Consider the following 26,718-nt stretch of genomic DNA (forward strand, 5'->3'; position numbering starts at 1 on the left):
ATCGTCGTTGAGGCGTGGGGGCCGGAGGCAGCGAGGGCCGTGAGCCTCGTGCGGGAACAGGTAGAGCACGGCTTCGGCGAGGTGTGAAAGAAGTGTTTCACCATAAGTGAACGCCTCTGTGCTCCGCGCCACAGAACAGGTTGAATCGGTGCCATGAGTGCTGATGTCCAAGAAGAGCGCGAGACCTCGCAGCCCGCGCCCGAGAAGGCCCCCGAGACTCCGTTCCACGACTTGGACCACTACGTGGCCATCCCCCGACTCAGTGGCCTGGTGCTGAGCCCCGACGGCTCCCGCCTCGTCACGACCGTCGCGACTCTCAACGGGAAGGGCACCGAGTACGGCTCGGCGCTCTGGGAGATCGATCCCGCAGGTGAACGCCCGGCGCGGCGCATCACACGCAGCGCGAAGGGTGAGGCCGGGGCCGCCTTCGCGGCGAACGGGGACCTCTTCTTCACTTCCGCCCGGCCCGATCCGGAGAAGCCGGACGAGGAGCCCGTCAACGCCCTGTGGCTCCTCCCGCGGGACGGCGGCGAGGCACGCGTCGTGCTGAGCCGCGCCGGCGGTGTCGGAGGTGTGCTCACGGCGCGCGCTGCGGACGCGGCGTTCGTCCAAGCCTCCGTCCTTGCCGGGAGCGAGGGCGAGGAGGACGACGAGAAGCGCCGCAAGGCGCGCAAGGACAGCAAGGTCGCTGCCATCCTCCACTCCGCCTACCCTGTCCGCTTCTGGGATTCAGACCTCGGCCCCGACGAGCCGCGCCTCTTCGCCGTCGAACGCTCCTCCACGGAACCCGAGCCCGGCAAGCCTTCCACCATCGACGAAGGGCCCTCGCTCGAGCTCCGCAACCTCACGCCGGACATCGGGGCGGGCCTGCGCTTCGGTGAGGCGCACGTGAGCCCCGACGGCAGGACGCTGTACGCGGGAGTCCTCAAGTCGCTCCCGAAGGCCGACCAGCGGAGCGAGCTCGTCGCGATCGACGTCGCGAGCGGCAACCGCCGCACCCTCCTCGGCGAGGATCGCAAGGACTTCTTCCCCGGCCCGGCGAGTCCTGATGGGCGGACGCTCGCCGTCGTCGTCGAGCCCCACACGACGCCCACGGACTCCTACCGGAGCGAGCTGCACCTCCTCGACCTGGAGAGCGGCGAGCTGCGCCGGCTCGCCCCCGAATGGGACCGTCAGGCTCATCCGCAGACGTGGCTTCCGGACGGCTCGGCGCTTTTGGTGACCGCGGACGACGCCGGCCGCTCGCCTGTGTTCCGCATCGATCCGGCGAGCGGCGAGGTTTCGCGGGTGACGTCCGACGACGCCGCGTACACCGACGTCGTCGTCGACCCAGACGGGGCAACCGCATACGCCCTGCGAAGCTCTTACCTTTTCCCTGCCGAGGCGGTGCGCATCGATCTCGCGAGCGGGGACGTCACGCGCCTTTCGAACCCGACGGAGCGGCCGGAACTCCCGGGGCGGCTCGAAGAGGTGACTGCAACCGCCGAGGATGGCACCCCGCTGCGCGCTTGGCTCGCCCTGCCCAATGAAACCCCAAGCGCCGCGGAGGGAGGGAAGCACCCCCTGCTCCTCTGGATCCACGGCGGCCCGATCGGTTCGTGGAATGCGTGGACGTGGCGCTGGAACCCCTGGCTCATGGCGGCGCAGGGCTACGCCGTCCTCCTGCCGGATCCCGCGCTCTCGACGGGCTACGGCCAGGATTTCATCCAGCGCGGCTGGGGCCGGTGGGGCGCCGAGCCGTTCACCGACCTCATGGCGGTCACGGACGCCGCGCTCGAGCGGCCCGACCTCGACCCGGAGCGGACGGCGGCCATGGGCGGTTCGTTCGGCGGCTACATGGCGAACTGGGTGGCCGGCCACACCGACCGTTTCCGGGCGATCGTCACGCACGCGAGCCTGTGGGCGCTCGAGGGCTTCGGCATGACCACCGACATGGCCCACTATTGGGCGAAGGAGATGGACGAGGCCATGCAGGAGGCGTACTCGCCGCACCGAGCCGTGGGCAGCATCAGCACCCCCATGCTCGTCATCCACGGGGACAAGGACTACCGCGTCCCGATTGGCGAGGGGCTCCGCCTCTGGTACGAGCTGCTCAACAAGTCGCAGTTGCCCCTCGACGAGTCGGGGCGCACTCCGCACCGTTTCCTCTACTTCCCAGACGAGAACCACTGGATCCTCAAGCCCCAGCACGCGAAGGTCTGGTACGGCGTCGTTAGCGCGTTCCTCGCCGAACACGTCCTGGGCCAGGAGCGCGAGCTGCCAAAGGAACTCGGGCTCTAGGATGGCTGCATGACAGCCGCCCAAGCCACGACCGAGCCCACCGCCGCCCCCACCTTCCGGGTGCGACGTGCGCGGACGAGTGACGTCGCGGCCATCAAGCGGCTTGTTGCCCCGCTCGCGGACAGGCGGATTCTCATCTCGAAGGAGTCCGTCGCGTACTTCGAGTCGATCCAGGAGTTCCGGGTGGCCGAGACCGAGGGCGGCGAGCTCATCGGGTGTGGGGCCCTCCACGTCATGTGGGAGGACCTCGCCGAGGTGCGCACGCTCGCCGCGGCCGATTCGTGGCGGGGTCGCGGCGTGGGCCACGCGCTCGTCGAGCGGCTACTCGCGGACGCGTCCGACGTCGGAGTGCAGCGGGTCTTCTGCCTCACCTTCGAGGTGGGCTTCTTCGAGCGGCACGGGTTCGAGGTCATGGCCGACCAGTCGGCTGTGGACCCGGAGGTCTACTCGGAGCTCTTGCGCTCTTCTGACGAGGGTGTCGCCGAGTTCCTCGATCTTGCGAGGGTCAAGCCGAACACGCTGGGCAACACGCGCATGATTAAGTGGCTCGCCGGGCGCGCTCGCGAGTAGCCCGCCGGCGTAGCGGAGGGACGGTCAGTGCGGGAGCGCGAGGCCGCTCGCGAGCTCTACCGCGAGACCGTCCGCGAGGAGGCCCACGATGCACCGTTCGAGCTGTTCCGGGGCGGGCGCGAGGCCGTGGAGGCGCGCGAGCTCGGGTCCCGTCGAGACGCTTCCGGTGAGCGCCGGGGCCGAATCCGCGGGGGCCGGTCCCTCGAGGAAGATGCGAGGCACGGGACGGGGAGCCGCGCGCAGCACAGCCAAGACGGCGCCGCGGACTTGGCGGTCCGTTCCGTGCCAGGCCTGGCCTTTCGGCACGTACGACGGCGGGGGCTGGCCCGCCGCGCGCCACGCACAGTCGTCCGCGACGGGGCAGGCCGCGCACTTGGGCGATCGCGCGGTGCAGACTAGGGCGCCCAGTTCCATGACGCCGGCGTTCCACCGCACGGAGGTCGCGTCGTCGTCCGGGAGGAGCGCTTCGGCGAGCCGCCGCTCGGCAGCCGTGAGGGTCGGTGCCGGGAGGGCCGCGCCGCTGACCAGTCGCGCGTGGACGCGTCGGATGTTGGTATCGACCACGGAGGCTCGGCGGCCGAACGCGAAGGCCGCAACCGCCGCCGCCGTGTAGCCTCCCACGCCAGGCAGCGCGAGGAGGCCGTCCTCGGAGTCCGGCAGCTCGCCGCCGTGTTCGGTGGCGATGACAGTGGCGGCGGCGTGGAGGCGCAGCGCTCGGCGCGGATATCCGAGGCGTCCCCAGGCCCGGACGGCCTCTCCGGGAGACTCGGCAGCGAGATCGGCAGGCGTGGGCCAGCGCTCCATCCACTCGCGCCACACCGGGAGCACCCGCACGACCGGCGTCTGCTGCAGCATGATTTCGCTCACCAGCACGCCCCACGGGCTGCAATCCGGATCCCGCCACGGGAGGTCGCGGGCCTCCGCGGCGAACCAGCGGACGACGGCGCCGTGCAGCTTCGCGGTCAGGGCTCCTCCTCGGGTTCGCGCGGGCATGGTGGGCGATTCCACTCTAGCTGCGCGGCGCGGCGCAACCACGGCTTGGTCAAGGTTTCCTAGCCTAGAGACATGGCAGCACGCGGAAAACCGAGTCCCGCCGTCTATCGCCGCCGGAGGCTGGTCGTGGGGACACTCTTGGCCCTCGTGCTCGTCGCCATTGGCGGGGGCGCGTGGGCACTCGTGCGCGGCTCCAATCAGCCGGCAGCCGCAGGGCGAACGTCCGAGGACGGCGGCCCGGTCGCGGCAGCCACCTCGTCATCGGGCGCGTCGCCGGAAGCCAGCTCGGCCCTGCCCACTGCGACGCCGAGTGCGGCGCCTACCGCGGCAAGCGCTACGTCGTCCGGCACCGCTGGTTCGACCGCGGAACCGACTTCGACTCCCACGCCGACCGTCACATGTGACCCGGCGAAGTTTGCGCTGACCGCGTCGACGGACAAGCAGGTCTACGGCCCGACCGAGAACCCCGTGCTCACGCTCAAGGTAACGAACCAGAACAGCATCCCGTGCACGCTGAACGTCGGAACGTCCCAGATGGAGTATCTGATTGTGAGCGGTGCCGACCGCATCTTCGATTCCAAGGACTGCCAGAACGGCTCGGCAGACCTTCTCAAGACCCTCGCCCCCGGCGCGAGCGAGACGGCGAACTTCCCGTGGCCGCGCGTGCGCTCCACCGAGGGGTGCAAGGCGGTCTCGGTCAAGCCCCTTCCAGGCACGTACGTCCTGACGACGTCGCTAGGGCCCCTCGACAGCCCGAAGACCGTATTCGAGCTCCAGTGATCCCCAGCCTCCGCTAGAGGAAGCGGTCGAGCAGGCTGGCCTCGGCCATGCGGCTGAGCCCCTCGCGGACGGTCCGCGCACGCTGCTCGCCGATGCCGTCCACGGTCATGAGGTCCTCGATCGTGGCCGCCATCAGGTTCTGCAGGCCGCCGAAGTGGTCCACGAGGCGGTCCGCGACGGCGCGCGGCACCGGCTTGAGGCCTGTGATGAGCCGGTACCCGCGGGGCTCGACCACAGCATCGAGCGTGCTCTCGCCACCGGCATAGCCGAGGATCGCGGCGATGCGGTTCAGGTCGATGAGATCGGTCGAGGAGAGCTCGGTGAGGGCCTGTACTGCGGCCTCAATGGTCTCGCTCGTCGCTTCGTCCCCTGCGTAGTCGCGGATCACGACGTCGCTTCCGGGCCCGCGGCCGACCGTTAGCTCTTCGAGCTGGAGGGAGAGCAGACGGCCGTCCTCGCCGAGTTCGAGCACGTACTGGCGGATCTCCTCGGAGATGCGCCGCACCATTTCCTGCCGCTGGAGCGTCTGCGCGACGTCCCGGACCGTCACCATCGCCTCGATCTCGAGGGCAGAGAGGGAGTTCGTCACCTGATCGAGGCGCGCGCGGTAGCGTTCGAGGGTTGCGAGAGCCTGGTTGGCGCGGGCAAGAACCTTCTCGGAACCCTCGAGCACGTAACGCAGCCCGCGGACGTACAGGGCGATGATCTGCATCGACTGGCTTACCGAGATGACGGGGAGACCGGTCTGGATCGCGACGCGTTCGGCGGTCCGATGGCGGGTGCCGGACTCCGAGGTGGGGAGCGTAGGGTCGGGAACGAGATGGACGGCCGCGCGAAGGATCGTCTTCGCCTCGCGGTCCATGACGATCGCTCCGTCCATTTTCGCGAGCTCTCGGAGTCGGGTCGGGGAGAAGTCGATCCCGATCTCGAAGCCGCCCGAGCAGATGGATTCGACGGTGCGATCGAAGCCAAGGACGATGAGCGCACCTGTACGGCCGCGCAAGATCCGCTCTAGGCCGTCGCGGAGCCCGGTTCCCGGTGCTACCCGGCCCAAGGTGGCGGCTAGCACTTCCTCGGGACTCCGAGCCATATGACATTCCCTTTCGCGGCACAGCAAAGGCACCCACGTGGGCACTGTGTCCCATGCTATATGCGCGTGCGGACGCGCAATGTTCGCCTACGGCAACGATTCAGCGACCATTCTGCTTATCCGACCGAACTGATGAGCAGCCCGAGCGCTTCAGCCACGTGGCTCACTTCGCGCACGGAGAACCCGGGCGGGATCTCGCCCGGGCCGGTCGGGCTCGCGGGAACGACGGCGTGGGTGAAGCCTAGGCGGTGGGCTTCCTGGATTCGGCGATTGATCCCCGGCACGGGCCTCACCTCGCCAGCGAGGCCTACCTCGCCGAACGCGATGAGGCGTTGGGGGAGCGCTTGGCGGGTCTTCGCTGAGGCGACGGCGAGAGCCACGGCCAGGTCTGTGGCTGGTTCGCTGAGTTTCACGCCGCCGACGGTCGCCACGTAGCTGTCGTCCTTGTGCAGCACACACCCCGCACGCTGCTGCAGGACGGCGAGGAGCATCGCCACCCGGGACGAGTCGAGGCCGCTCGTCGCCCGGCGGGGCTGGGCATTCGAGGTTTCGGCGAGGAGTGACTGCACTTCCGCGAGCAGGGGCCGCCGCCCCTCGAGGGTGACCGTGATGCATGTGCCCGAGACGGGCTCTTTCGTCCGGGAGACGAAGAGCCCTGAAGGGTCCGTGACGCTAGCGATCCCTTCCTCGCCGAGGTCGAAGCAACCGACCTCGTCAGTGGGGCCGTAGCGGTTCTTGACCGCCCGGATGAGCCGGAGCCTCGAATGCCGCTCGCCCTCGAATTGGCAGACTACGTCGACGAGGTGCTCGAGCAGGCGGGGGCCCGCGATCGATCCTTCCTTCGTCACGTGTCCCACAAGGAGCGTCGTCATGTTGCGTCGCTTGGCCGCCGCGATGAGCGAGGCCGCGACCTCCCGGACCTGGGAAACGCCGCCCGCGCTGCCCTCGACCTCGGTACTCGAGAGCGTCTGGACCGAATCGACCACAAGGAGCCGCGGCTCGAGCTTCTCGACCTGCCCGAGGGCCTGCCCGAGGTCGGTCTCGGCCGAAAGGTAGAGCCCGGGGCACACCGCTCCGATGCGCTCCGCGCGGAGCTTGACCTGCGCCGCCGACTCCTCGCCCGTCACGTAGAGAACGGGCGAGGAGGCACCACTGGCCCCAGCCCCCGCGGTCCCAGCGCCCGCAACCTTGGCCGCTACGTCGAGTAGGAGGGTCGACTTGCCGACGCCAGGCTCGCCCGCGAGCAGGATCACCGCCCCCGGCACGAGCCCGCCCCCGAGGACACGGTCGAGCTCGCTCACCCCCGTCGGGAGGAAGGCAGCGTCGGTCGCGTCGACGTCGGCGATCAAGCGCGCGGGCTCGCGGACGGTGACAGCCGCCGTCGTCCGCGCTACGGCCGCCCCGACCTCCTCGACGGTGCCCCACGACTGGCACTCTCCGCAGCGCCCCACCCACTTGACGGTCGTCCAGCCGCATTCGGCGCAGCGGTATCCGGCCGCGGGCCGGGACGAGCGGGTGGAGGTCTTCGAAGCCATGGACCTAAGGCTAGTGGCGACTTACGACATTCCTGCCCGCACTCTCGCAACGCCCTTCTCGCAAGGTGCCGTCACAACGCAGGAAGCAGCGCGACTGCCTCGTCGTGGCCGTAGCCCGCGGCCTCGAGGAGGTCCACGAGCATAGGCCGAATGAGGATGACGAGCGCCTCGCCCTCGAGCCGTTCGACGTGGAGCTTGCGAGGATGCGCGCGGGATGCGATTTCTTCGAGCATGAGCCCTGCCGAACGGCGGTTCACGCGCCGCTCCTCGCGGTCTTCCGTGGAAAGGCCCGCTGCCACGAGGTCGAGGGCCTCCGCTGTGTTCTCGAGAAGCTCCGCGATGTCTTCGGCGGCCATCTCGGAGAGCGCGGCATTGTTGATCGCGCTCGCGATCCTCCTCGCGACGACACGGCCGTTGCGGAGAGCGAGATCGAGGTATTCGACGGCGTGCTCGAAGGACTCGATCTCCGAGCGGTAGCGGCGGTAGGCGGGCGCAAGGCGTGTTACCTCGCCCGAGGTCTTGAGCGTTGCCCGGATGGCGTCCACGAGGCTCTGCGAGCTCCTCCCGCGTACGAGCGCGTGCCACGCTCGCGTCGAGTCTGCTTCAGTCAGCGCCTCGGAACACTCTCGGAGCATCTCGGAGAACGCGCCGACGAGCTCGTGGAGGTCGTGCCGCGGCTGGACGCGCGGGTCCCGGGGGAGGAGCGCGGTGATCAGGAGCGAGACGAGACCGCCGACGACGGCGTCCAGGCTCCGCGTGAAGGGCCCGCCGACCGGTGCGGGGAGCAGGACGACGAAGAGCGACTGGATGCCCAGCTGCGTTGCGAAGATCACGCCGCGGTCGAGGAATCGCGCCAGCAGGAGCGAGACGACGAGCACGATCGCGGCTTGTGCGATGCCGGCCCCGAAGAGTGTCCTCATGAGGTCGCCGAGCACGATGCCGAGCGTGCATCCGGCCGAGACTTCGAGCACCTTGCGAAGCGTCAGGTCGCGCCCGAAGCCCAGGGAGACGAGGGCTGACGTGGCAGCGAAGATCGGGCCCACGTGGCCGAGGACCTGCTCCGCGATGAGGTAGGCGGAGACGGCGCCCACCGCCATGAGGAGCACCGGCATGAGCGAAGCGCGCGCACGTGCCCAACCGGCCCGGGCTCGGTCCCTTGCTGCCCCCGGCATCTTGGCGAGCTTCGCTCTCCCGGAAGCCGAACGCGTCGAATCCCTCTGCGGCGGTTTCCCCCGTTGAGCGATCTCCATAGAGGCAGTTTAGGGAGGCGGCCTGAGGCTGAGGAGGATGTCCACTACTTGGACAGGAGTGTGATGTGCAAGACTCACCCGCCAGATGTCACCGATCCTCTCCCACGCGTTCACCTTGCGTTAACCAGCCTCGCGGAATCTCTTTACCTGAGGCTCTTACGTTCGAAGTCAGTACGACTCGTACGCACCCGATGGTCAGCGCCATTCGCACGGCGCACCTCAAATCACCCTGGAAGGGGTCATTTTCGTGAAGGCTCTCCGTTTCGGCCGCCTCTCGGCCGTTGCTGTCGTCGCCGCTGGCGCGCTTGCCCTGTCCGCGTGCGGTTCCGACAACGCGACCGGTTCCTCTGGCTCGGCTCCCGCTACGTCCTCCGGCCCCAAGGTCACTGGCACGCTCACCGGCGCGGGTTCGACCGCCCAGTCCGCTGCCATCGATGCCTGGAAGCAGGGCTTCACCGCCGCCAACTCCGGCGTCACGGTGCAGTACAACCCGGTCGGATCAGGTGCCGGCCGCAAGACGTTCATCTCGGGTGCGGGCCAGTTCGCCGGCTCGGATGCTGCGATGTCGACCGATGAACTCACTCAGGCCAAGTCCGTGTGTGGCCCCGACGGCGCGCTCGACATCCCGGTCTACATCTCCCCGATCGCCGTGGCGTTCAACCTCCCGGGTGTCACGAGCCTCAACCTCGCGCCTGACACGATTGCGAAGATCTTCCGCGGTCAGATCACCAACTGGAACGACCCGGCGATCGCTGCCGACAACTCCGGCGTGAACCTGCCGAACCTCAAGATCACCCCCGTTCACCGTTCGGATGACTCTGGCACCACCCAGAACTTCACCGACTACCTCAACAAGGCCGCCCCCTCGGTCTGGACCGACGCATCGAACCAGACTTGGCCGGCCTCGCTCCCGGGTGAGAACGCCAAGGGCACCTCCGGCGTGGTCAAGACGGTCACCGACACCCAGGGCGCCATCGCCTACTCCGACGACTCCGCCGTGAGCGGCAGCCTCGGCAAGGCCAAGGTCAAGGTCGGCGGCTCGTGGGTTGCCCTCTCGGCCGAGGGTGCCGCCAAGGCCGTCGAGCTCTCGAAGCCCGCCTCGGGCCGCGCCGCGAACGACCTCGCGCTGAGCCTTGACCGCACCCCGACGGACTCCTCGGCCTACCCGATCGTCCTCGTCTCCTACCACGTCGTCTGCTCCGCTTATAAGGACCAGGCGACCGTCGACCTCGTGAAGGCGTGGGAGAACTACGTGGTCTCGGACGCTGGCCAGCAGGCCGCTGCCGCAGCCGCGAAGAGCGCCCCGCTCTCGTCGGCCCTCGCGGCCAAGGACAAGACTGCGATCGACTCGATCAAGGTCAAGTCCTGATCGCATCCTGAACGGCGCGAGCCCGCTTCGACCATTTCGGTCGGAGCGGGCCTTGCGCTGAGTGAGAGAGGACGTGTCAAGATGACGAGAACCGTCCATGAGACCGCCCGTGCAACAAAGGGACGAGATTTGACTGCAACCGAGACAAAGACACCGGAGAGCCCAGGCCGGCTCCGGGCGCTGTCGTCCCGCCAGGGCGCCGCGGGAGACAAGGTCTTCTCGGGGGCGGCCCTTGCGGCCGGCGCGATCATCCTCGTGGTGCTCGTCGCCGTCGCCGTCTTCCTCGTCGTCCAGGCTATGCCGGCGCTGCTCGCCCCGCAGAGCCAGATCGCGAACGGAGAGGGCTTCTGGCCCTACATCTTCCCGCTCGTCGTGGGCACGATCATCGCCGCCGCTATCGCGCTCCTCATCGCCACGCCCATCTCGATCGGCGTCGCCCTCTTCATCTCCCACTACGCACCGCGGCGTCTCTCGCAGATCCTCGGGTACATCATCGACCTGCTTGCGGCCATCCCGTCCGTCATCTTCGGTGCTTGGGGCATCTCGTTCCTCGCGCCTGCGCTCGTGCCCGGCTATACGTGGCTCTCTTCGGCCCTCGGCTGGATCCCGATCTTCGCCGGCCCTCCCTCGGCGACGGGCAAGACGCTGCTGACGGCGTCGATCGTGCTCGCAGTCATGGTCATCCCCATCATCACGTCGGTCTGCCGTGAGATCTTCCTCCAGACCCCCAAGCTGCACGAAGAGGCCGCGCTCGCGCTCGGCGCGACGCGCTGGGAGATGATCCGGATGGCCGTTCTGCCGTTTGCCCGCCCGGGCATCATCAGCGCCGTCATGCTCGGCCTCGGGCGCGCCCTCGGCGAGACCATGGCCGTCGCTCTCGTGCTGTCCTCAGGCCCCCTCATCGCGAGCCTCCTCCAGTCCGGCAACCAGACGATTGCCGCCGAGATCGCGCTCAACTTCCCGGAGGCGAGCGGCCTGAGCCTCAACACACTCATTGCCGCCGGCCTCGTACTCTTCATCGTCACCCTGGCGGTCAACCTCCTGGCCCGCTGGGTCATCAGCCGCCACAAGGAATTCTCGGGAGCGAACTGACATGACAGCCATCGCGACCTCCAGGCGCCGTACTGCGCTGACCCGCAATCGACTCCCGCGCTACGCCCCTTGGGCATCGCTCGCCGTCGGCCTCGTGGTGGGAGCTGCGCTCTCGACCCTTGTCGGCTTCAACTTCTTCGGTTGGGGCGTCTTCTCGGCGATCATCTACACGATCGTCTACGTCTCGTGGAGCGGCGCCGTCGAGGGCGGCCGGAAGGCGCGCGACAAGTTCGCCACGTGCCTCGTCGTGGGTGCGTTCATCGTCGTCGTCCTGCCGCTCTTCTCGGTCATTTGGACGGTGCTCGAAGGAGGCATCAAGGGCCTCCTCACACCGGGCTTCCTGGGGACGTCGATGAACGGCGTGAGCGGCATCCAGGACAACGAATCGGTGAACACCGGAAGCCGGGTGCTGGGCGGCATCTACCACGCCATCGTGGGAACCCTGCTCATCACACTGTGGGCAACGATCATCTCGGTGCCCGTGGGCTTGCTCACCTCGGTCTACCTCGTCGAGTACGGTCAGGGCAGCCGGCTCGCCAAGGCGATCACGCTGTTCGTCGACGTCATGACGGGCATCCCGTCGATCGTCGCAGGCCTCTTTGCGGCAGCGCTGTTCGCCACGATCTTCGGGCCAGGTACTGAGACCGGCTTCGTCGCCGCGGTTGCGCTCACGGTCCTCATGATTCCCGTGGTGGTCCGCTCAAGCGAGGAGATGCTGCGCATCGTCCCCAACGAGCTCCGTGAGGCCGCGTACGCGCTCGGCGTCCGGAAGTGGCGGACAATCCTCAAGGTCGTCATTCCCACCGCGATCTCTGGAATCGCCTCGGGCGTCACCCTTGCAATCGCCCGCGTCATCGGCGAGACGGCCCCCATCCTGCTCACGGCCGGCTTCGCGACGAAGATCAACTACAACGTGTTCTCGGACTGGATGGCCTCGCTTCCGACGTACATCTACTTCCAGATCCTCAATCCGACCTCGCCGTCGAACCCGGATCCGAGCATCCAGCGTGCGTGGGGCGCCGCTCTCGTGCTCATCATCTTCGTCATGATCCTCAACCTCGTGGCGCGCCTCGTCGCGCGGATCTTCGCCCCGAAGACCGGGCGCTGACCGCCCCCAGATCGACCTTTTCGAACCGAAGGAAAGCATGTCCAAGCGAATCGACGTCAAGGACCTGAACGTCTACTACGGCAACTTCCTGGCCGTCGAGGGCGTCTCAATCAACATCGCGGCACGCTCCGTCACCGCGTTCATCGGCCCCTCGGGGTGCGGCAAGTCGACCTTCCTCCGCACGCTCAACCGCATGCACGAGGTCCTTCCCGGTGCGCGGGTCGAGGGACAGGTGCTCCTCGACGGTGACGACCTCTACGGCTCGGGAGTCGATCCCGTGGCCGTGCGCAGCCACGTGGGCATGGTGTTCCAGCGCCCCAACCCGTTCCCCACAATGTCGATCCGTGACAACGTCCTTGCTGGGGTGAAGCTCAACGGCGGCCGGCTCTCGAAGTCGGACGCGCAGGAGGTCGTCGAGTCCTCGCTCAAGGGTGCCAACCTCTGGAACGAGGTCAAGGACCGTCTGGACAAGCCCGGCTCGGGGCTCTCGGGCGGCCAGCAGCAGCGCCTGTGCATCGCCCGGGCGATTGCGGTGAAGCCTGACGTCATCCTCATGGACGAGCCGTGCTCAGCCCTCGACCCGATCTCCACGCTCGCTGTCGAGGACCTCATCAACGAGCTCAAGGAGCGGTACACGGTCGTCATCGTGACGCACAACATGCAGCAGGCCGCTCGCGTCTCGGACAAGACCGCGTTCTTCAACATCGCCGGTACGGGCAAGCCGGGCAAGCTCATCGAGTACGCGGACACGACGACGATCTTCAACAACCCGAAGGAGAAGGCGACCGAGGACTACGTCTCGGGCCGCTTCGGGTAGACGTTCTCCGATCCTCGCCTCGCCTACGAGGCGAGCGGGTCGAACGCGAGTGCGAGGACGAGGCCGAGAAGCGCCGTGACAAGCGGCGTCGCGATCCAAACGATCACCAGCCGGGCCAGGAGCCGCCCGTTGACTGCTGAGTACCTCTGATTGCTGCCAGCACCGAGGATTGATGCGGCCACGGTATGCGTGGTCGAGAGGGGCCACTTTAGCCACAGTGCGCCGAAGAACAGCATGAGCGTGGTCACGAGCTGAGAGACGAAGCCGCGAAGCGGATCCGTGCGGATCAGCCGGTGGCTCAGGGTATAGGTAACCCTCCACCCGCCGGCCAGAGTGCCGATGCCGAGCGCGAGGGCAGCGACCGCGACGATCCATCCCGGCACCGCAGTCCAGTCGGTCTGGTTCCCGACCGCCGCGACAACCAAGACCGCGATGATCCGTTGCCCGTCCTGTAGCCCGTGCCCGAATGCGACCGCAGCGGTCCCGACCGATTGAGCTGCACGCAGCGTTGCATGGGCCTGGCTCGGTTGGCGGTACCGCGCGATCCAGGTGGTGAAGCTCGTGAGGAAGAACGCGACGCCGAAGGCCAGCACCGGCGAGATGAGGAGCGGGAGCCACACCTGGAACCAGAGGAGGTTGGCGAGGCCGTCCTCAAGCGCGTGCCCGCGGATCACCGCCGCGAGGCTCGCGCCGACGAGTCCGCCGACGAGGGCGTGAGTGGACGACGACGGGTAGCCCCGCCACCAGAGGTACACGTTCCAAAGGCTTGCGCCCACAACGGTGGCGAGGAGCACAACAAGGCTACGTGGGCCGTGGGGCGCCGTGAGCCAGCTGCCGCCGAAGTAGTTGAGGAGCCACGCGCTCGTCACCGTGCCGACGACGTTGAAGAAGGCCGCGAGGACGACGGCGACGCTCGGGGTGAGAGCGCGGGTCCGGACGGTGAGGCCCACCGCGCTCGAGGCGTCGCGGAAGCCGTTGAGGAACGCGAAAACGGACGTGAATACGACCACCGCCACAAAGAGCGCGATGCTCACCTCATGACTCCTTGACGATGATCCGGCCTACGTTGGAGCCCACGTCCTTGAGCGCGTGGGCCGCGCCGAGGAGCGCCCTCGCCATTTCGATATTCCGCGCGTAGGCGGTCAAGGAGAGGTCGCGCATCGCGTTGGCACCCCATATGCGGTGGGTGTGGTTTGCCCGCTTGGCCAAGCGGATCATTTCGATCCAATAGTCCTCGAGGCTGTCGAGGTGCCCGAGGCCCTTCATTGCATCCACCGTGAGCTCGGCCTGGCGGTTCACGATCTCGAGCTGGTCCGACGCCTCCCGCGCAAGGCGGTCCAGCCGGTTCACGAGCATGATCTCTCCAACCGCCACGAGCTGTTCCATGGCTTCGCCGAGACCCTCGGATAGGTCGAGGATGTCCTCCCGGGGGAGCGGGTTGACGAAGCTCGTGCGCAGTTGGGTCAGAAGCGAACGCTGAAGTTCGGTCGCCCGCCGGTCGATCCGCATGAGCTCCTCGAAGATCCGTTCGTGCTCTTCGCGAGGCGCCCCGAACATTTCCGAGAGCACCTGCACCGCGAGCACCGACTGCTGCGCGAGATCCGCCAGGAGTTCGAGCGCGGCCGTCTCCTGGGGGAAGAGGCGCAGCTTCATGAATCCTCCGGGGTGCGAGGCCGTGCGGGCGGGGCAGGGCGGGCGGTGCGGGCGGGGCAGGGCGGGCGGTGCGGGCGGGGCAGGGGTCCGGCGGCGGCCGGCATGACGCATGGTACGCGAACAAGGTGAATTCGGCCCTGACGGCCCGGAATCCTCACCGAATCCGAAAACGGCGTCATGGTCTCCTTGGTCGGTGCTCAGTATGACTGGGGTAGTTGGTCTCCAATCTGGGGGGTTGAACACTGATGCCGAACCTGGGCCAACACGGAGCCGCCGTGTTCCAAACACGGAGATTGGGCTTTCGTGCCACCGAGTCCCTGTGTCACGCCCTTACGTTCGTCCAGAAGCAGTGCGCGCGGTGTTTGCGTCATCCCTCGTCTGATGAGCACGACGACGGTCCCGGCCGTCGGCTCGATGGTGAGGGCTGCTGGGGGGCAGACAACAGCGAAAGGTCTTCTAGTCTTGTTTGAGCAGGTCACTGACCGCGTGCTGCGCTACGTCGCGCACAATCTGGGGGTTCGGATCGTGGGGGCGCCGGGGAGCGGCCGAACCACCGTGGCGAAGAGAGTTGTCGACGAACTCGAAGGCCGAGGGACACGCGTATACGCGGTCTTCGCGACTCAGTCACTGGCCGAGGTTCCGTTTGCCGGCATCGTCTCCATGGGGATCGACCTTCGTCCACGGGCCGCGGGAATCCTCGGGATCGCGGACCTCCTCTCGGAGCACGTCTCCCGGGTTGGGCCGCGCGTCATCCTCGTCGACGAGATCGAAAGCCTCGACCGGGAGTCCCTGGCCGTCATCGACATCGTGCAGAAACGGACGGAAGTGCCGCTCATTGCAACCATGGGTGACGTTCCGTTCGAGTCTCGGACACCCGCCGTCGTCCTCGGTCGCTGGCCCGAGGCCACGGTCGCGCTCGCCCCGCTCCGGTACGAGCAGGTCAACGCCCTCCTGCTCCAGATGCTGGGCGCGCCGGGAGAAGTCGATGTGCCCGCTCGCATCCTCGCGAAGTCGGGAGGCAACCTCCGCCTCGCAGTGCGCATCATCGAGACGGCCGTCCTCAGCGAGCGACTCGTGCTCCGTGACGGGAAGTACGCGATCGACGGCTCCCTCATGAACGAGCACCTCCACGCGACCATCGAATCCATGCTTCATGGGCTGCGACCGGAGGAGTTCAAGGCTCTCACCACGCTGTCGGTGTTGGGCCCGACGCCGGTGGCGGAGCTCGCCGTCTCCGTGGGGGCCGACGTCCTCGACAGCCTCGAGCACCGTCGACTTGTGTCCGCCCTCCCAGGACCGGACGGGCACCTCTTCGCCTCTGTGTTCCCTCCTGTCATCGAGGATTACCTCGCGGGCCACGTACTGAACTCTCGCCGGATACTCCGCGACTCACTGACCGGTGGGCTCGATGGTCCCCAGCACGAGGACGAGCTGCCGCTTTCTGACGGCTCAGCATCGGCCGAGCTGGCCGCGTTGCGGGAGGAGCACGGCGGCAGCCATGCCGCGACTGTGAGGTACTTCCACAAACGGCTTGAATCAGTCGAGCAGCTCTACTACGCGGCGTGGGAGGCCGAGAGGACGATGTCCAACGCCGTGGCCTTCCTTCGGGTCTATTGGGGAGGCGCGCTCGACCGCCTCCGCATCCGCAAGGTCTTCGAGCATACTGACCGCACCGGCAGCGCGCCTGAGGACCTGCTGTTCTTCAACATGACAAGGGCCCTGTGGGCGGTCATGGATGAGAACGACTTGGCGGGCGGACTCGCGATCCTCGAGGAGTTCGCGGAGGCGGAGCCCGAGTGGGCGGAGGAGGCCCGCGCCTTCAGCCTGCTGGTCCGTTCCCAGCACACCGGTATGCCTGCGGACCTCGACGCCGAATTCGCAGGCTTGCCGGTGCGGCAGCCGACCAGCGGGGTCATTGCCGTCGCACGCGGCCTGCTCGAGCTCTTCCGGATGAAGCCCGAGGCCGCGCTGGCTGCGATGGACGCGGCCGAGGGGTTCGAGGTCGTGCCGCGCTTCGAGCCGCTGATCCGCGGGCTGGCTCTCTTCGCGAGTGGCCGCGTCGACGAGGCGCTCGCGTACTCGCTCCAGCGCCGCCGCACCGCGCTCCGCAACGTGGACCAGTTCAGCCTCGTCACGCAGAGCTACGTCGCTTCGCTTGCGCTCCTGTCGCGGGGCCTGTTCGACGAGGCGGAATACCTCATGGGATGGGCGTTCTCATTGAAGCGTCCGGGCTTCCTTCTCGGGTCCTTGTACAACGCAATGCTGCGCCTCTCGGCGCTCCGGGCGGATGCGGCGTCGTCCTCTCTGGGCGAGCAGGCGACGGCAGCGAACGACGTCGGGCCGTTACCTGGGATCGGCAAGGGCGTCTACGAGCTCGTGGCACGGAAGCCGGCGAGCGCCGAAGCCTTCGACCAGCGCGCGAGCGCGCTCCTCGCTGATCAGAAGGCACACGGGTTTATCCTCGAGGCCGTCTACTCGGGTCTCTTCGTGCTCTGCCTTCTCCCCACGCCTCGCGTGAAGGCCCGGCTCGAGAAGATCCTGCGTGAAGAGGGCATCACTCGGCATGATCAGCTCCTCCGGGTGGCCGACGCCGTTCTCGAAGGCGACATCGCAGTGCTGGACCGCTTCCCTGACGAATACGAGCCCGACGGGGATGCCTACAAGATCGCTATGCTCCTGCGCGGGGCCGTGCGCAAGCACCGTGTGAGCAGCCATGGTGGCCCGACCGTCGCGGCCATCGAACGCGCCGCCGAGCGATTCATGAGGAAGCACCGGCCCGATGGGCAGTTCATTGCGTTCGAGCCCGGGGTCCCGTATCTGAGCCTCACCGATCGAGAACGAGAGATCGCCCTGCTCGCGGGAACCCGTACGAACCAGGAGATTGCGGACCAGTTCGGATTGAGCATTCGGACGGTGGAGAGCCACATTTCGAACGCGCTGCGGAAGACGAATGCTGCGTCCCGAAAGGCGTTGTTCGAGCTTGTTCGTGGCGACCAGTAGGGCAGCGTCCCAAGGGAGCGGGCACCACTGAGGCCCCAGGGGAGCCAACACGGAGAAGCTGCTTGTATTCCACGGAGGGTCCCAAACCCGCCTCTAGCCTGACAACAGGCCGTGATTACTTGTCACGAACTGACGCGGACGGGCGGGGGCGTCCGTGTCATCTCGTGGCAGCGGGGAACGCGGCCTGGAAGCGCGCCCGAGTCGCTCCATAGGGGGGTGGTAACCGGGGGACTGGGGGATGAAGGACTCGGGCGCGCTTCTCCCTGAGGGCACGGGGGCTCTCGGGTGAGTACGGGGGTTGAATGGAGGAGCACGAAGGCTCCGCGGCGTTGCCGCGGAGCCTTCGTAATTCAGGTCGACCCGAGTCTGGATCATCCCGAACAAGTTAGGAGCGCCGAACCGGGAGCGCCTCTCGGCGGAAGGCCGCTCGAAGCGGCTAAAAGTTGGAGCCCGGGGCTACCGCGGTCCGACGCCACCTTCAGTCTTCTACGGGGTCCCGCGGTAGTCAACCTTGACTAGGCGGGGCCGCGGGGCTAGCAGGCCTTCGCCTAGTCGAGTTGGCCGCGCCGCCAAGCCTTGGCCGAGGCTTCGAGGTCCTCGGCCGTCTTGACGAGTTGGTGGGCGTTTCGGGTGAGCTTGGTGGCGTGCTGCGCGTTGCCCCATTCGGCGCTGTCCGCGAGCTTCGCCTGGCCTAGGGCGACGACCCGGCAGAAGGCCGCGGAACGTTCGAGCGCGACGTCGAATTCGCCGTCGAACGCGCCGGAGAGAATGGCATCTGCCATGACCGTCAGCTCTTCGGCACCCGGCGGCTCCGCGACGCCGGCGACGGCGTGCGAAACCTGTGCGGTGTCCTTGCCGGCCTTGAAATAGACGGAGATCCGCTCTGGATCGCTGCGAGTGGCCGCCCTGAGAGCGTAGAGGCGCCAGAGGGCGCCCGGGAGCGAACGCGCCGGGCTCTCGGCCCACATCTCTGCAATCGCATCGAGCCCCTGCTCGTCGGCGAGCCGGACGAGTCTTCGCGTGATCTCAGGGTCATCGCTCTCGCGTCCTCGGCGAACGAGGGCTTGGGCTGCAAGGTGTGCCGCCTCCGAAACCCGGGCGGGGTCTGCTCCGCCCGCAAAGGGTTCGAAGTCGAGAGGTGCGAAGGGCTTTGGCTTGTGCGGCCTCACCGGACCAGTGCCGTTTCCGGGACCTCCTGGATGCTCGCTCATGCCAAGTACGGTACTCCTGTTGCGCGCACCTGCCCACGTGCATCCCCTGTAGCGGCGCGTGCGGTGAGGCCTGCTGCGCTAGAGTACTGAGTGGACCGGGCTAAGCCGGTCAGGGGCCTTTAGCTCAGTTGGTAGAGCAGCGGACTTTTAATCCGCGGGTCGTGGGTTCGAGCCCCACAGGGCCCACCGCGAAAGCATGTACCCGTCCCGTCCGCGTGAGCCGGGCCCCGCATGGGTAGGACCCCCTCATGAAGACAGCCTTGCTCGTGATCGACCTCGAGAACGCCTTTTTTGAGAACGGTGCCCTGGCTGCGGAGCGGGACCGAGTGGTGAGGGCGTGCAATGAGCTCATCGCTGCGGCGCGCGAAAGTGACGCCCGGGTCCTCCTGCTGCGGACCGAGCATGAACGGGACGGCTCGACGTGGACGCTCTCTATGCTCGACGACGAACAGGGCTTTGCGTTCCACGGAACGGAACAGGCGCAGCTGCTTCCCGAACTCGACACGGAGGGACTTCCGCAGCTCGTCAAGCGTCGCGATAGTGCCTTCTGGGGAACGGACCTCCTCCAGCGGCTGCGGACGTGGGAGGTTGAGCAACTGCTACTAGCTGGGGTCTCAACCCACCTGTGCCTTGCGCAGACAGCTTCAGATGCGTACGCCCACAACTTCCGCGTAGCCTTCGCAGGAGAAGCGATGGGCGCCGAGACGCCGGAGCGCGCCGACGCCATGCTCGACGTCCTCCTCAAGGAGTACCGGCAGACCAAGCTCTCACAGGAGGAGGCCCTCGCACTCCTGAGGGGGTGACTCAGGGAAGCCTCCCGCAGGAGGCACCGAGTGCAGCGCGTTCAGTATCGGTGAGGGCTTCGAGAAGGTCGCGCACGACGTCGACCGTCACCCAAAGCTCCTCGGCGAGCTCCGCCGGGTGCTGGGTCCAGCGGTAGGCCTCGATGAGGTGCTCGAATGGGACGAGGCGACGGGCTGTCTCCTCCCGTACGCGCCGCTCGACGCGCGGGCCTTGGCAGCTCGTGTGCCCGTGCTCGAGATGGACGAGCTCATGCGTCAGGGCGCAGCGACGCTCCGCCTGCTGAAGGCGCTTGTCGAGCCAGATCCGGCGGCGCCCATCGGTGCGAGCCGGAGCCCCGTCCGGCATGACGACGAAATGCAGGGTTACGTGAGTCAGCTCGCGCAGTGCCCCCCAAGGACTGAACACGGGGCCAGCCTAGGGAACGGGGCCGACATTCCTGGCCAGCGAGCCGCTCATTCCTTCTCGGACGGAGCCTGGGGTTCCTCGCCCCGGTCTGACCATTCCTGCTCGCGCTCAAGGTGCCCGTCCGGGCCGCTGTAGGCCGCTAGACGCTGCCAAGACGGCGGCAGCGCGTCGTCGTCCGCCTCGGGTGCATCGCCCGTCTCGGACAGCGACTCCACGGAACGGCGATTGAGGTCGACGAGCGCGCGCAGCATTTCGATGGCAGCGCGCCGCGCCTTGGGCGGGAGGTTGTCGACGCCGGGCGGCAGCTCGTCGGCGAAAGGCGGGCCGGGAACGGGCTGGCCAGCCGCCGTGAAGGCAACGTCTTCGGTGACGCCTGCGAGCCAGGCAATCGCGCGGATCGTGCTCGGGCGCGGCTTCGACTTGTAGGTTCCCTGCCGGATGGCATTGATGGTCGTGACGGTGATCTTGAATCCCTCGGCCTCCGCGATCTCCGCGAGACGCAGGCCCGAGGCATCGCGCTTCCCCGCGGCGGCCTCAACCAAGTCTCGCAGGCTCAACGGCTCGTTCACGGGCTCGGCTCTCTCCTCATCCATTGCGACACACCAATAGGCAACAACCTACACACTCATCCTGCCCGGAATGGCGCGGCCTGAACCGCTTGTAGGAACAACAAGTAATTGACAATTCGCTTAATTTAAATTGTAGGATGGGCCAAGGGTAAGGGGGAGGCCCTGCAGCGGCTCTCCCGGCGACCATCCGAGAGGGGAGCGCATGAAGGTGAAGGACCCGGCGATGCTGCGGAGATGGCGGAGGCAGGAGAACCTCTCGCAGAAGCAGCTCGGCTTCCTGGTCAACCGTTCGCAGACCACGATCCATCTGCTGGAGACGGGCCGAATGGCAAAGCTGAGCGAAGAACTTGCCATAGCTCTCGCGGTACGGCTCAAACAGCCGTGGGACGAGCTGTTCGAGCTCGAGGACAGTGAGAAGCTCAGCCGCCGTGGCAGAGGGCGAAAGCGAGCGGCCCCCGCACCCGGTCGGTCCGCCGTGGCAGCGGCTGAGCGGACGGGTGCGCCTAGCGTTCGAGACGGAAGCCGATCTTGACGGTAACCTGCCAGTCGGCCACGCGGCCGTTCTCGATGTGGCCCCGGACCGACTTGATCTCGAACCAGTCGAGGTTCCGCAGCGTCTCGGAAGCGGTTTCGATGGCATTGCGGACGGCTTGGTCGACGCCGTCAGGGGAGGTCCCGACGATCTCAGAAACGCTGTAGGTGTGCCCTGCCATGATTCCTCCTGACGTTGAGGGGCCGCATTGGCCCTATGGGTGATGGCAGACTATCGCCGTGACCATGCCATGGCCAGAGGCGGGCCAGCCCTCCGAACCGGAGGTTCCGGACCCGCTCGTCGCCCGGCTGAGGGCCGCCGGGTGCGTCTTCGCCGAGGAGGAGGCGCGCCTGCTGCTCGAGGCCGCGGACGACGACGCCACTCGCCTGGAGGCCCTCGTCCAGCGCCGCGTTGGGGGAGAGCCGCTCGAGTACGTGGTCGGATGGGCGGAATTCGGGGGCCTCCGGATCAGCGTCGCCCCGGGAGTGTTCGTTCCTCGGCGACGGAGCGTGCTTCTCGCCAGGGAGGCCGCCACGCTTGCGGGCACGACGACGGATCGGACCGCCGTCGTCGTCGACCTCTGCTGCGGAAGCGGCGCCGTCGGCGCACTCGTTGCGCACGCCGTTCCGGGAATCGAGCTCTACGCGGCGGACATAGACCCGGCCGCGGTGGAAGTCGCGAGCGTCAACATCGCCCCGTACGCGGGCCACGCCTTCGTTGGGGACCTGTTCGACCCACTCCCCGCGAGCATCAAGGGACGGGTGGACGTCGTGGCGGCCAACGCCCCCTACGTGCCCAGTGAAGCAATCGCCCTCATGCCGCCCGAGGCGCGCGACTACGAACCGCTCATCGCGCTCGACGGCGGGGAGGACGGGCTCGCGATCCAGCGCCGGGTGGCCGAGGCGGCCGTGCCTTGGCTCGCGCCTGGAGGCGCTCTCTTGATCGAGACGAGCAAGCAGCAGGCGTCGACGACGGCCGCGCTGCTCAAGGAAGCGGGCTTGAGAACCCGGATCGTCCGAGACCCCGAGATCGGGGGAACGGTAGTTATAGGACAGACGATGAAAGGAGCACCATGAGCCAGCAACCTCAGTCTCCGTCTTCGCCACAGGAGCCGAGCAGACCAGATCAACCCAGCCGACCAGGTCAACCCGGTCGCCTTGACCAGCCCAGCAGGAATGGTCCGTCCCAGCAGCCGCTGCAGCGCGAACGGCAGGCTGCGCCGGCGCAGACCGGCGCGGAGCCTCCCGTGACGCGCGCGGGCGTCGTGTGGGCCGCCGTCATCGTCGCCCTGATCGTCCTCATCCTGCTCATCGTGTTCTTCCTGCAGAACCAGGACACCGCCCGCGTGCAGTTCTTGGGCCTCGACGGCTACGTTCCACTCGGCCTCGCGCTGTTCATCGCGGCGGTTGCGGGCGGGGTCCTGGTCGCGATCGCAGGGGCGGTCCGAATCCTCCAGCTCCGCCTTCTCGCCCGCAGGGCCCGACGAGCGCCCAAGCCTTAGCGGCCGGGCGCTCGTCGTGAAGGGCGGAGCGGGCTAGGCGCGGCTCAGGACGAGCGCTGCGTTATGGCCGCCGAAGCCGAAGGAATTGACGATCGCGGCGCGTGCGTCGACTTCCCGCTTGATGTTCGCGACGACGTCGAGCTTGATCGCGGGGTCGATCTTGCCGACGTTGGTGGTTGGCGGCACGACGCCTTCGCGGAGGGCCATGACCGACGCGATCGCGCTGAGGGACCCTGACGCGCCCAGCAGGTGACCGGTCATGGACTTGGTTGACGTGACGGGAGCATCGATTCCGGTCTCGGCCAGAGCCTCGGCCTCGTTGACATCCCCGGTGGGCGTGGCCGTTGCGTGGGCGTGCACGAAGTCGATGTCGCCGGGGGCGAAGTCCGCGGCCCGCAGCGCGAGCGTCATGGTGCGGGCCTGGTTCGAGGGGTCCGCGCCGACGATGTCGAACGCGTCCGATGTGACAGCGGCCCCCTCCAGATACGCGAAGATCTCGGCCCCGCGAGCACGTGCATGCGCCTCGCGCTCGAGGACCAGCAGGGCGGCGCCCTCGCCGAGTACGAACCCGTCGCGGTCCGCGTCAAAGGGGCGGGATGCGGCTTCTGGATCGTCGTTACGCTTCGAGAGGGCCCGGATCTGGCCGAAGGCGGCGAGCGTGAGGCCGGTGATCGCGGCCTCGCTTCCGCCCGCGACGACCATGTCCGCGTTGCCCGCGAGGATCATTTCGCGTCCCATCGCGAGGGCCTCCGCGCCCGAGGCGCAAGCACTCGTCGGCGTCCGGGCGCCTGCCTTCGCTCCGAGGTCGATGGAGAGCCAGGCGGCCGCTCCGTTCCCCATGAGCATCGTGACGGTGTGGGGGGAGACGCGGCGAGGCCCCGAGGCGTCGAGCGCGTGAGTCTGGGCGATCGTCGTCGTGATCCCGCCGATCCCGGTTCCCACCACGACGGCGAGGCGGTCGCCGTCGATCTCGGGCCGGCCAGCCATCTCCCACGCCTCGCGGCCTGCGATGAGAGCAAACTGCTCGCAGCGGTCGAGCCGCTTGATCTCGCGCACGGCGAGGGCCTCGGTGAAGGAGCTTGGGACGGTCCCGGCGATCCGGGTGGTGAGCTCGGAGGCCCAGTCATCCTCGAGGACTGACACGCCGGACCGGCCCTCGCGGAGGGCTTCCCAGGTCGACGGCGCATCGGTTCCGAGGGGGCTGACTGCCCCGAAGCCGGTGATAGCAATGCGGTCCATGGGTTCAAGTATTCCTGTTGAGGCACGTTTCCCGCGGTGCGGGAGCGGTCAATGGCGGCGCTCCCGTTTTGGCGGATTCCTACAGTCGGACTTCCAGAAGTTCCGCCGTGCGGCGCTCATCTTTGTGTCCGTCCGACAAAGCGAAGGGTGTGTCGGTGCGCGCGACTAGGCTGGGCAGCATGACGACGGCGCTCATCACGGGCGCGAGTTCTGGCCTCGGAGCCGAATTCGCGCGCCAGCTCGCTGCCCAGGGCCACGGCCTCGTGCTCGTCGCGCGGGACGAGGACAGGCTTCAGCGGCTCGCCGCTGGGCTCCGCTCGCGGACCGGCGTCGAGGTCCAGGTGCTCCCCGCCGACCTGACGGATCAGGCGCAGCTTTCCGCCGTCGTCGACCGCGTCGCCGACACGGCGCGACCGGTCGGGATCCTTGTCAACAATGCCGGGATCGGCCTCCTCCATGACTTCGACCGGAACCCCCTCGAGGACGAGGTCCGGCACTTGAGGCTGCACGTCGAGGCGACCATGAGCCTGTGCCACGCGGCGCTCGGTGCCATGACGGCGCGGCGTGAGGGGCGGATCGTCAACGTCGCGTCGATTGCCGCCTACCTGCCGCGGGGTTCCTACTCGGCAGCGAAGGCGTGGACCCTCTCCTTCAGCCGGTGGGCCAACCTGCACTATAGGCGGGAGGGCGTTCTCGTCACGGCGCTCTGCCCCGGATTCGTGCACACGGAATTCCACGAGCGCATGGGCATGTCAAAGCGGCTCATCCCGCCGTTCCTATGGCTGCGGGCGCCGCGCGTGGTGCGCGAGGGCCTGCTCGACAACCTCCGCGGGAAGGCGGTGTCGATCCCGTCGCGCCGGTACAAGGCCGTGGCGCTCATGAGCCACGTGCTGCCGCGACGGCTGCTCGTCGGGCCGCGGCGTCGCCCCTCGCGCCAGCCCCCCCTACGGCAGCTCCATGATGCGGATGGGTGATCCGGCCGCGAAAGCGGCGATGTCCTCGACGGCGTCCTGGTAGAAGATCTCGTACTGCTCCTGCGTGACGTACCCGATGTGCGGCGTCAGGATGGCGCGCGGTTCGCGGCGCAACGGGTGGTCAGCCGGGAGCGGCTCGACGTCGAAGACGTCGAGCGCTGCGAGCCCGAGTCGGTCGTGGGAGAGTGCGTCGAGCAGAGCGGCCTCGTCGACGAGGGGGCCCCGGGAGGTGTTGACGAGGATCGCGTCCGGGCTCATGAGGGCGAGTTCCTCCGCCCCTACGATCCCGCGCGAACGCTTCGAGAGCACGAGGTGGACGGTGAGGACGTCCGCCGTTGCGAAGAGTTCGTCCTTCTCCACCCGACGGACGCCGACCTCGGCCGCCCGCTCCTCGGTGAGGTTCTGGCTCCAGGCCACGACGTCCATGCCGAACGCGAGCCCGACCTTCGCGACGCGCGAGCCGAGGTTGCCGAGACCGAGCACGCTCAGCCGCTGCCCTTCGAGCCCTCGCCCGACCGTCGTCTGCCACCCGCCGGAACGGATCGCCCCGAGTTCGACATCGAGTCTCCGGGTCGCGGCGTGGATGAGTGCCCACGTGTGCTCCGCGGCCGGGGCGGGCACGTAGCCGGTGTGGCAGACGGTGATCCCACGGGCCGCCGTCGCCTTGAGATCGATCGAGGCGTTCCGACGCCCGGTCGAGACGATGAGCTGCAGGTTCGGGAGGCGCTCGAGCCGCTCGGCCCGCAGCGGGGTGCGTTCCCGCATGACCACAAGGGCGTCGAACTCCTCGAGCGCGGCGACGACGGCGTCGTCGTCGTGCCCCAAGTGCTCAGAGAAGAAGGTGACATCCGCGCCGAGCGAATCCCAATCCGCGAAACCGGCGGCGACGCCCTGATAGTCATCGAGCACAGCGATCCTCATGGGCCCAGCCTACGGCGGGCTAGGATCGGCGGGTGAGTCCCCGCGCCGAGTCCATCCGTCCACGGCTGAGCGAACTGCGCCTCGGCGACCTCGTCGCGGGATACGCGAGGGATCTGGATCCGGGGGAGCGCGCAGAGGGCCTCGCGTTCGACGGTGTAGACCTCGCCGAGCGCGGGCTGGCGGGGGTCGCCCTTGTCGAGTGCACGCTCGACGGCGTGACGGCCGACGGCGCGGACCTCACCGGGGCGTCGTTTGTGGAGACGCGCATCGACCGCCTTGGGGCGGCAAGCCTCACTGCCCCGCGCTCGCGATTCCGCGACGTCGAGCTCGGAGCCTCCCGCATCGGCTCGGCCGAGCTCTACGACACGACGTGGTCGGGCGCCGCCGTCCGGGGCTGCAAGCTCGGGTTTGTCAATCTCCGCGCCTCTGAGCTCAGTGATGTGCTGTTCGAAGACTGCGTCATCGAGGAACTCGACCTCGGGCGTGCGAAGGCGACTCGGGTGGCGTTCGAGGGCTGCGTCCTCGAGACGCTTGATGTTTCCGCTGCCGAGCTCCGGCACGTCGACCTAAGAGGTGCGCGACTCGGCAGGATCGTGGGGATGCCCGGTCTCCGGGGCGCGATCGTGAGCGGTCTCCAGGCCGCCGAGCTCGCCGGGGCGATGGCTGAGCAGTTGGGCATCACGGTCAAGGACTGAACCGGCTCTGGTCCCTCCCAAAGGGGCTCTCAATAATTGCGCCGCCACCGCCGCGGGGTGTGACCCTGCGGTGGTGGCGGCGCGGCTGGCCCGGGGTGTGGTTATTGGGCGTCGTGGTCGGTTTCGAGGATGGTGACGAGGTGGTCGAGGGCTTGGTCTGCGTTGGGGCCGGTGGCGCGGAGGGTGACTTTCTGGCCGTGTTCGGCGCCGAGGGACATGAGGGAGAGGATGCTGGAGGCGTCGAGGGCTTCGTCTTCGGGGTCGCCTTCTTTGGCGATGGTGACCTCGATGCCGGTCTCGGCGGCGGCTTCGGCGAAGATCGCGGCGGGG

General features: G+C 68.0%; 27 protein-coding genes and 1 tRNA gene. 15 read left to right on the forward strand and 13 right to left on the reverse strand.

What is annotated here, in order from left to right; translation table 11 throughout:
• Positions 1–153: 153 nt before the first annotated feature.
• Positions 154–2,280 (forward strand): S9 family peptidase, encoded by a 2,127-nt coding sequence (locus LK10_RS10450; RefSeq protein ID WP_043123344.1) that lies wholly within the window; start codon positions 154–156, stop codon positions 2,278–2,280.
• A gap of 9 nt (positions 2,281–2,289) precedes the next feature.
• Complete coding sequence (locus tag LK10_RS10455; protein ID WP_052207197.1) at positions 2,290–2,850, forward strand: amino-acid N-acetyltransferase; 561 nt, start codon at positions 2,290–2,292, stop codon at positions 2,848–2,850.
• Positions 2,851–2,874: 24 nt separating this feature from the next.
• Here the strand turns inward: LK10_RS10455 and LK10_RS10460 are convergent, their stop codons facing one another.
• Complete coding sequence (locus LK10_RS10460; RefSeq protein WP_043123348.1) at positions 2,875–3,843, reverse strand: HhH-GPD family protein; 969 nt, start codon at positions 3,841–3,843, stop codon at positions 2,875–2,877.
• Between the two features lie 72 nt (positions 3,844–3,915).
• Here LK10_RS10460 and LK10_RS10465 point away from each other — a divergent pair, with 72 nt between their 5' ends.
• Positions 3,916–4,623: a hypothetical protein gene (locus tag LK10_RS10465; RefSeq protein WP_043123351.1), complete on the forward strand. Its 708-nt coding sequence runs from the start codon at positions 3,916–3,918 to the stop codon at positions 4,621–4,623.
• Positions 4,624–4,636: 13 nt separating this feature from the next.
• Here the strand turns inward: LK10_RS10465 and disA are convergent, their stop codons facing one another.
• From disA to LK10_RS10480, 3 genes are all read right to left on the reverse strand, one after another.
• Positions 4,637–5,713: a DNA integrity scanning diadenylate cyclase DisA gene (gene disA, locus LK10_RS10470; RefSeq protein ID WP_043123354.1), complete on the reverse strand. Its 1,077-nt coding sequence runs from the start codon at positions 5,711–5,713 to the stop codon at positions 4,637–4,639.
• 116 nt (positions 5,714–5,829) lie between these two features.
• Positions 5,830–7,248 (reverse strand): DNA repair protein RadA, encoded by a 1,419-nt coding sequence (gene radA, locus LK10_RS10475; RefSeq protein WP_043123358.1) that lies wholly within the window; start codon positions 7,246–7,248, stop codon positions 5,830–5,832.
• Between the two features lie 71 nt (positions 7,249–7,319).
• The gene (locus LK10_RS10480; protein WP_043123359.1) at positions 7,320–8,420 is read right to left on the reverse strand and encodes an FUSC family protein; all 1,101 of its coding nucleotides are present in this window, start codon (positions 8,418–8,420) and stop codon (positions 7,320–7,322) included.
• Between the two features lie 325 nt (positions 8,421–8,745).
• Between LK10_RS10480 and pstS the strand changes: the two genes are divergently transcribed.
• The 4 genes from pstS to pstB all read left to right on the forward strand — a co-directional run bounded on the left by pstS (position 8,746) and on the right by pstB (position 12,884).
• On the forward strand, positions 8,746–9,867 hold the full coding sequence (gene pstS / locus LK10_RS10485) for a phosphate ABC transporter substrate-binding protein PstS (protein WP_043123360.1): 1,122 nt from the start codon (positions 8,746–8,748) through the stop codon (positions 9,865–9,867).
• Positions 9,868–9,948: 81 nt separating this feature from the next.
• Positions 9,949–10,959, forward strand: a complete 1,011-nt coding sequence (gene pstC / locus LK10_RS10490) for a phosphate ABC transporter permease subunit PstC (protein WP_081998448.1) — start codon at positions 9,949–9,951, stop codon at positions 10,957–10,959.
• Position 10,960: 1 nt separating this feature from the next.
• Positions 10,961–12,067 (forward strand): phosphate ABC transporter permease PstA, encoded by a 1,107-nt coding sequence (gene pstA, locus LK10_RS10495; RefSeq protein ID WP_043123361.1) that lies wholly within the window; start codon positions 10,961–10,963, stop codon positions 12,065–12,067.
• Positions 12,068–12,104: 37 nt separating this feature from the next.
• Positions 12,105–12,884, forward strand: a complete 780-nt coding sequence (pstB, locus tag LK10_RS10500; protein WP_043123362.1) for a phosphate ABC transporter ATP-binding protein PstB — start codon at positions 12,105–12,107, stop codon at positions 12,882–12,884.
• Positions 12,885–12,907: 23 nt separating this feature from the next.
• Here pstB and LK10_RS10505 read toward each other — a convergent pair whose 3' ends face one another.
• Entirely contained in the window at positions 12,908–13,918 is a 1,011-nt protein-coding gene (locus tag LK10_RS10505) for an inorganic phosphate transporter (protein WP_043123364.1), read from the reverse strand.
• A gap of 1 nt (position 13,919) precedes the next feature.
• Positions 13,920–14,537 (reverse strand): DUF47 domain-containing protein, encoded by a 618-nt coding sequence (locus tag LK10_RS10510; RefSeq protein WP_043123366.1) that lies wholly within the window; start codon positions 14,535–14,537, stop codon positions 13,920–13,922.
• A 381-nt stretch (positions 14,538–14,918) separates the two neighbouring features.
• On the opposite strand from LK10_RS10510, the gene LK10_RS10515 reads away from it, so the two are divergent.
• Complete coding sequence (locus LK10_RS10515) at positions 14,919–17,537, forward strand: LuxR C-terminal-related transcriptional regulator (protein ID WP_231567721.1); 2,619 nt, start codon at positions 14,919–14,921, stop codon at positions 17,535–17,537.
• Positions 17,538–18,085: 548 nt separating this feature from the next.
• Here LK10_RS10515 and LK10_RS10520 read toward each other — a convergent pair.
• On the reverse strand, positions 18,086–18,748 hold the full coding sequence (locus tag LK10_RS10520) for a hypothetical protein (protein WP_043123368.1): 663 nt from the start codon (positions 18,746–18,748) through the stop codon (positions 18,086–18,088).
• A 113-nt stretch (positions 18,749–18,861) separates the two neighbouring features.
• On the opposite strand from LK10_RS10520, the gene LK10_RS10525 reads away from it, so the two are divergent.
• Together LK10_RS10525 and LK10_RS10530 are read left to right on the forward strand one after the other, a co-directional pair.
• Positions 18,862–18,934 (forward strand) — tRNA-Lys (locus tag LK10_RS10525).
• 62 nt (positions 18,935–18,996) lie between these two features.
• Positions 18,997–19,551: a cysteine hydrolase family protein gene (locus LK10_RS10530; protein WP_043123370.1), complete on the forward strand. Its 555-nt coding sequence runs from the start codon at positions 18,997–18,999 to the stop codon at positions 19,549–19,551.
• A 1-nt stretch (position 19,552) separates the two neighbouring features.
• On the opposite strand, the gene LK10_RS10535 is transcribed toward LK10_RS10530, so the two are convergent.
• Together LK10_RS10535 and LK10_RS20840 are read right to left on the reverse strand one after the other, a co-directional pair.
• A complete protein-coding gene (locus tag LK10_RS10535; protein ID WP_043123373.1) occupies positions 19,553–19,957 on the reverse strand; it encodes an ImmA/IrrE family metallo-endopeptidase in 405 nt (134 codons plus the stop codon).
• A 47-nt stretch (positions 19,958–20,004) separates the two neighbouring features.
• A complete protein-coding gene (locus LK10_RS20840; RefSeq protein ID WP_052207198.1) occupies positions 20,005–20,550 on the reverse strand; it encodes a hypothetical protein in 546 nt (181 codons plus the stop codon).
• Positions 20,551–20,728: 178 nt separating this feature from the next.
• Between LK10_RS20840 and LK10_RS21330 the strand changes: the two genes are divergently transcribed.
• Positions 20,729–21,058, forward strand: a complete 330-nt coding sequence (locus tag LK10_RS21330; protein WP_081998449.1) for a helix-turn-helix transcriptional regulator — start codon at positions 20,729–20,731, stop codon at positions 21,056–21,058.
• Here the strand turns inward: LK10_RS21330 and LK10_RS10550 are convergent.
• On the reverse strand, positions 21,030–21,239 hold the full coding sequence (locus tag LK10_RS10550) for a dodecin (protein WP_043123376.1): 210 nt from the start codon (positions 21,237–21,239) through the stop codon (positions 21,030–21,032). The two genes, LK10_RS21330 and LK10_RS10550, sit on opposite strands and share 29 nt — an antisense overlap.
• A gap of 64 nt (positions 21,240–21,303) precedes the next feature.
• On the opposite strand from LK10_RS10550, the gene LK10_RS10555 reads away from it, so the two are divergent.
• Entirely contained in the window at positions 21,304–22,134 is an 831-nt protein-coding gene (locus tag LK10_RS10555) for a putative protein N(5)-glutamine methyltransferase (protein ID WP_052207200.1), read from the forward strand.
• Between the two features lie 170 nt (positions 22,135–22,304).
• Complete coding sequence (locus LK10_RS23035; protein WP_043123378.1) at positions 22,305–22,559, forward strand: LapA family protein; 255 nt, start codon at positions 22,305–22,307, stop codon at positions 22,557–22,559.
• A gap of 33 nt (positions 22,560–22,592) precedes the next feature.
• Here LK10_RS23035 and LK10_RS10565 read toward each other — a convergent pair whose 3' ends face one another.
• Positions 22,593–23,798 carry a beta-ketoacyl-[acyl-carrier-protein] synthase family protein gene (locus LK10_RS10565; protein ID WP_043123381.1) on the reverse strand — a complete coding sequence of 402 codons (1,206 nt, stop codon included), beginning with the start codon at positions 23,796–23,798 and terminating at the stop codon, positions 22,593–22,595.
• Positions 23,799–23,977: 179 nt separating this feature from the next.
• Here LK10_RS10565 and LK10_RS10570 point away from each other — a divergent pair, with 179 nt between their 5' ends.
• Positions 23,978–24,772, forward strand: coding sequence for an SDR family NAD(P)-dependent oxidoreductase (locus tag LK10_RS10570; protein ID WP_156144126.1), 795 nt, complete (start codon positions 23,978–23,980; stop codon positions 24,770–24,772).
• Here LK10_RS10570 and LK10_RS10575 read toward each other — a convergent pair.
• Entirely contained in the window at positions 24,743–25,693 is a 951-nt protein-coding gene (locus LK10_RS10575; protein WP_043123383.1) for a D-2-hydroxyacid dehydrogenase family protein, read from the reverse strand. The two genes, LK10_RS10570 and LK10_RS10575, sit on opposite strands and share 30 nt — an antisense overlap.
• Before the next feature lie 32 nt (positions 25,694–25,725).
• Between LK10_RS10575 and LK10_RS10580 the strand changes: the two genes are divergently transcribed.
• The gene (locus LK10_RS10580) at positions 25,726–26,388 is read left to right on the forward strand and encodes a pentapeptide repeat-containing protein (RefSeq protein ID WP_043123386.1); all 663 of its coding nucleotides are present in this window, start codon (positions 25,726–25,728) and stop codon (positions 26,386–26,388) included.
• 101 nt (positions 26,389–26,489) lie between these two features.
• Here the strand turns inward: LK10_RS10580 and LK10_RS10585 are convergent.
• On the reverse strand, positions 26,490–26,718 hold a 229-nt coding region (locus LK10_RS10585; protein WP_043123389.1), incomplete at its 5' end, for an HPr family phosphocarrier protein.

Origin of the sequence: Sinomonas humi (assembly GCF_000802235.1) — a bacterium.
GTDB lineage: Bacteria > Actinomycetota > Actinomycetes > Actinomycetales > Micrococcaceae > Sinomonas > Sinomonas humi.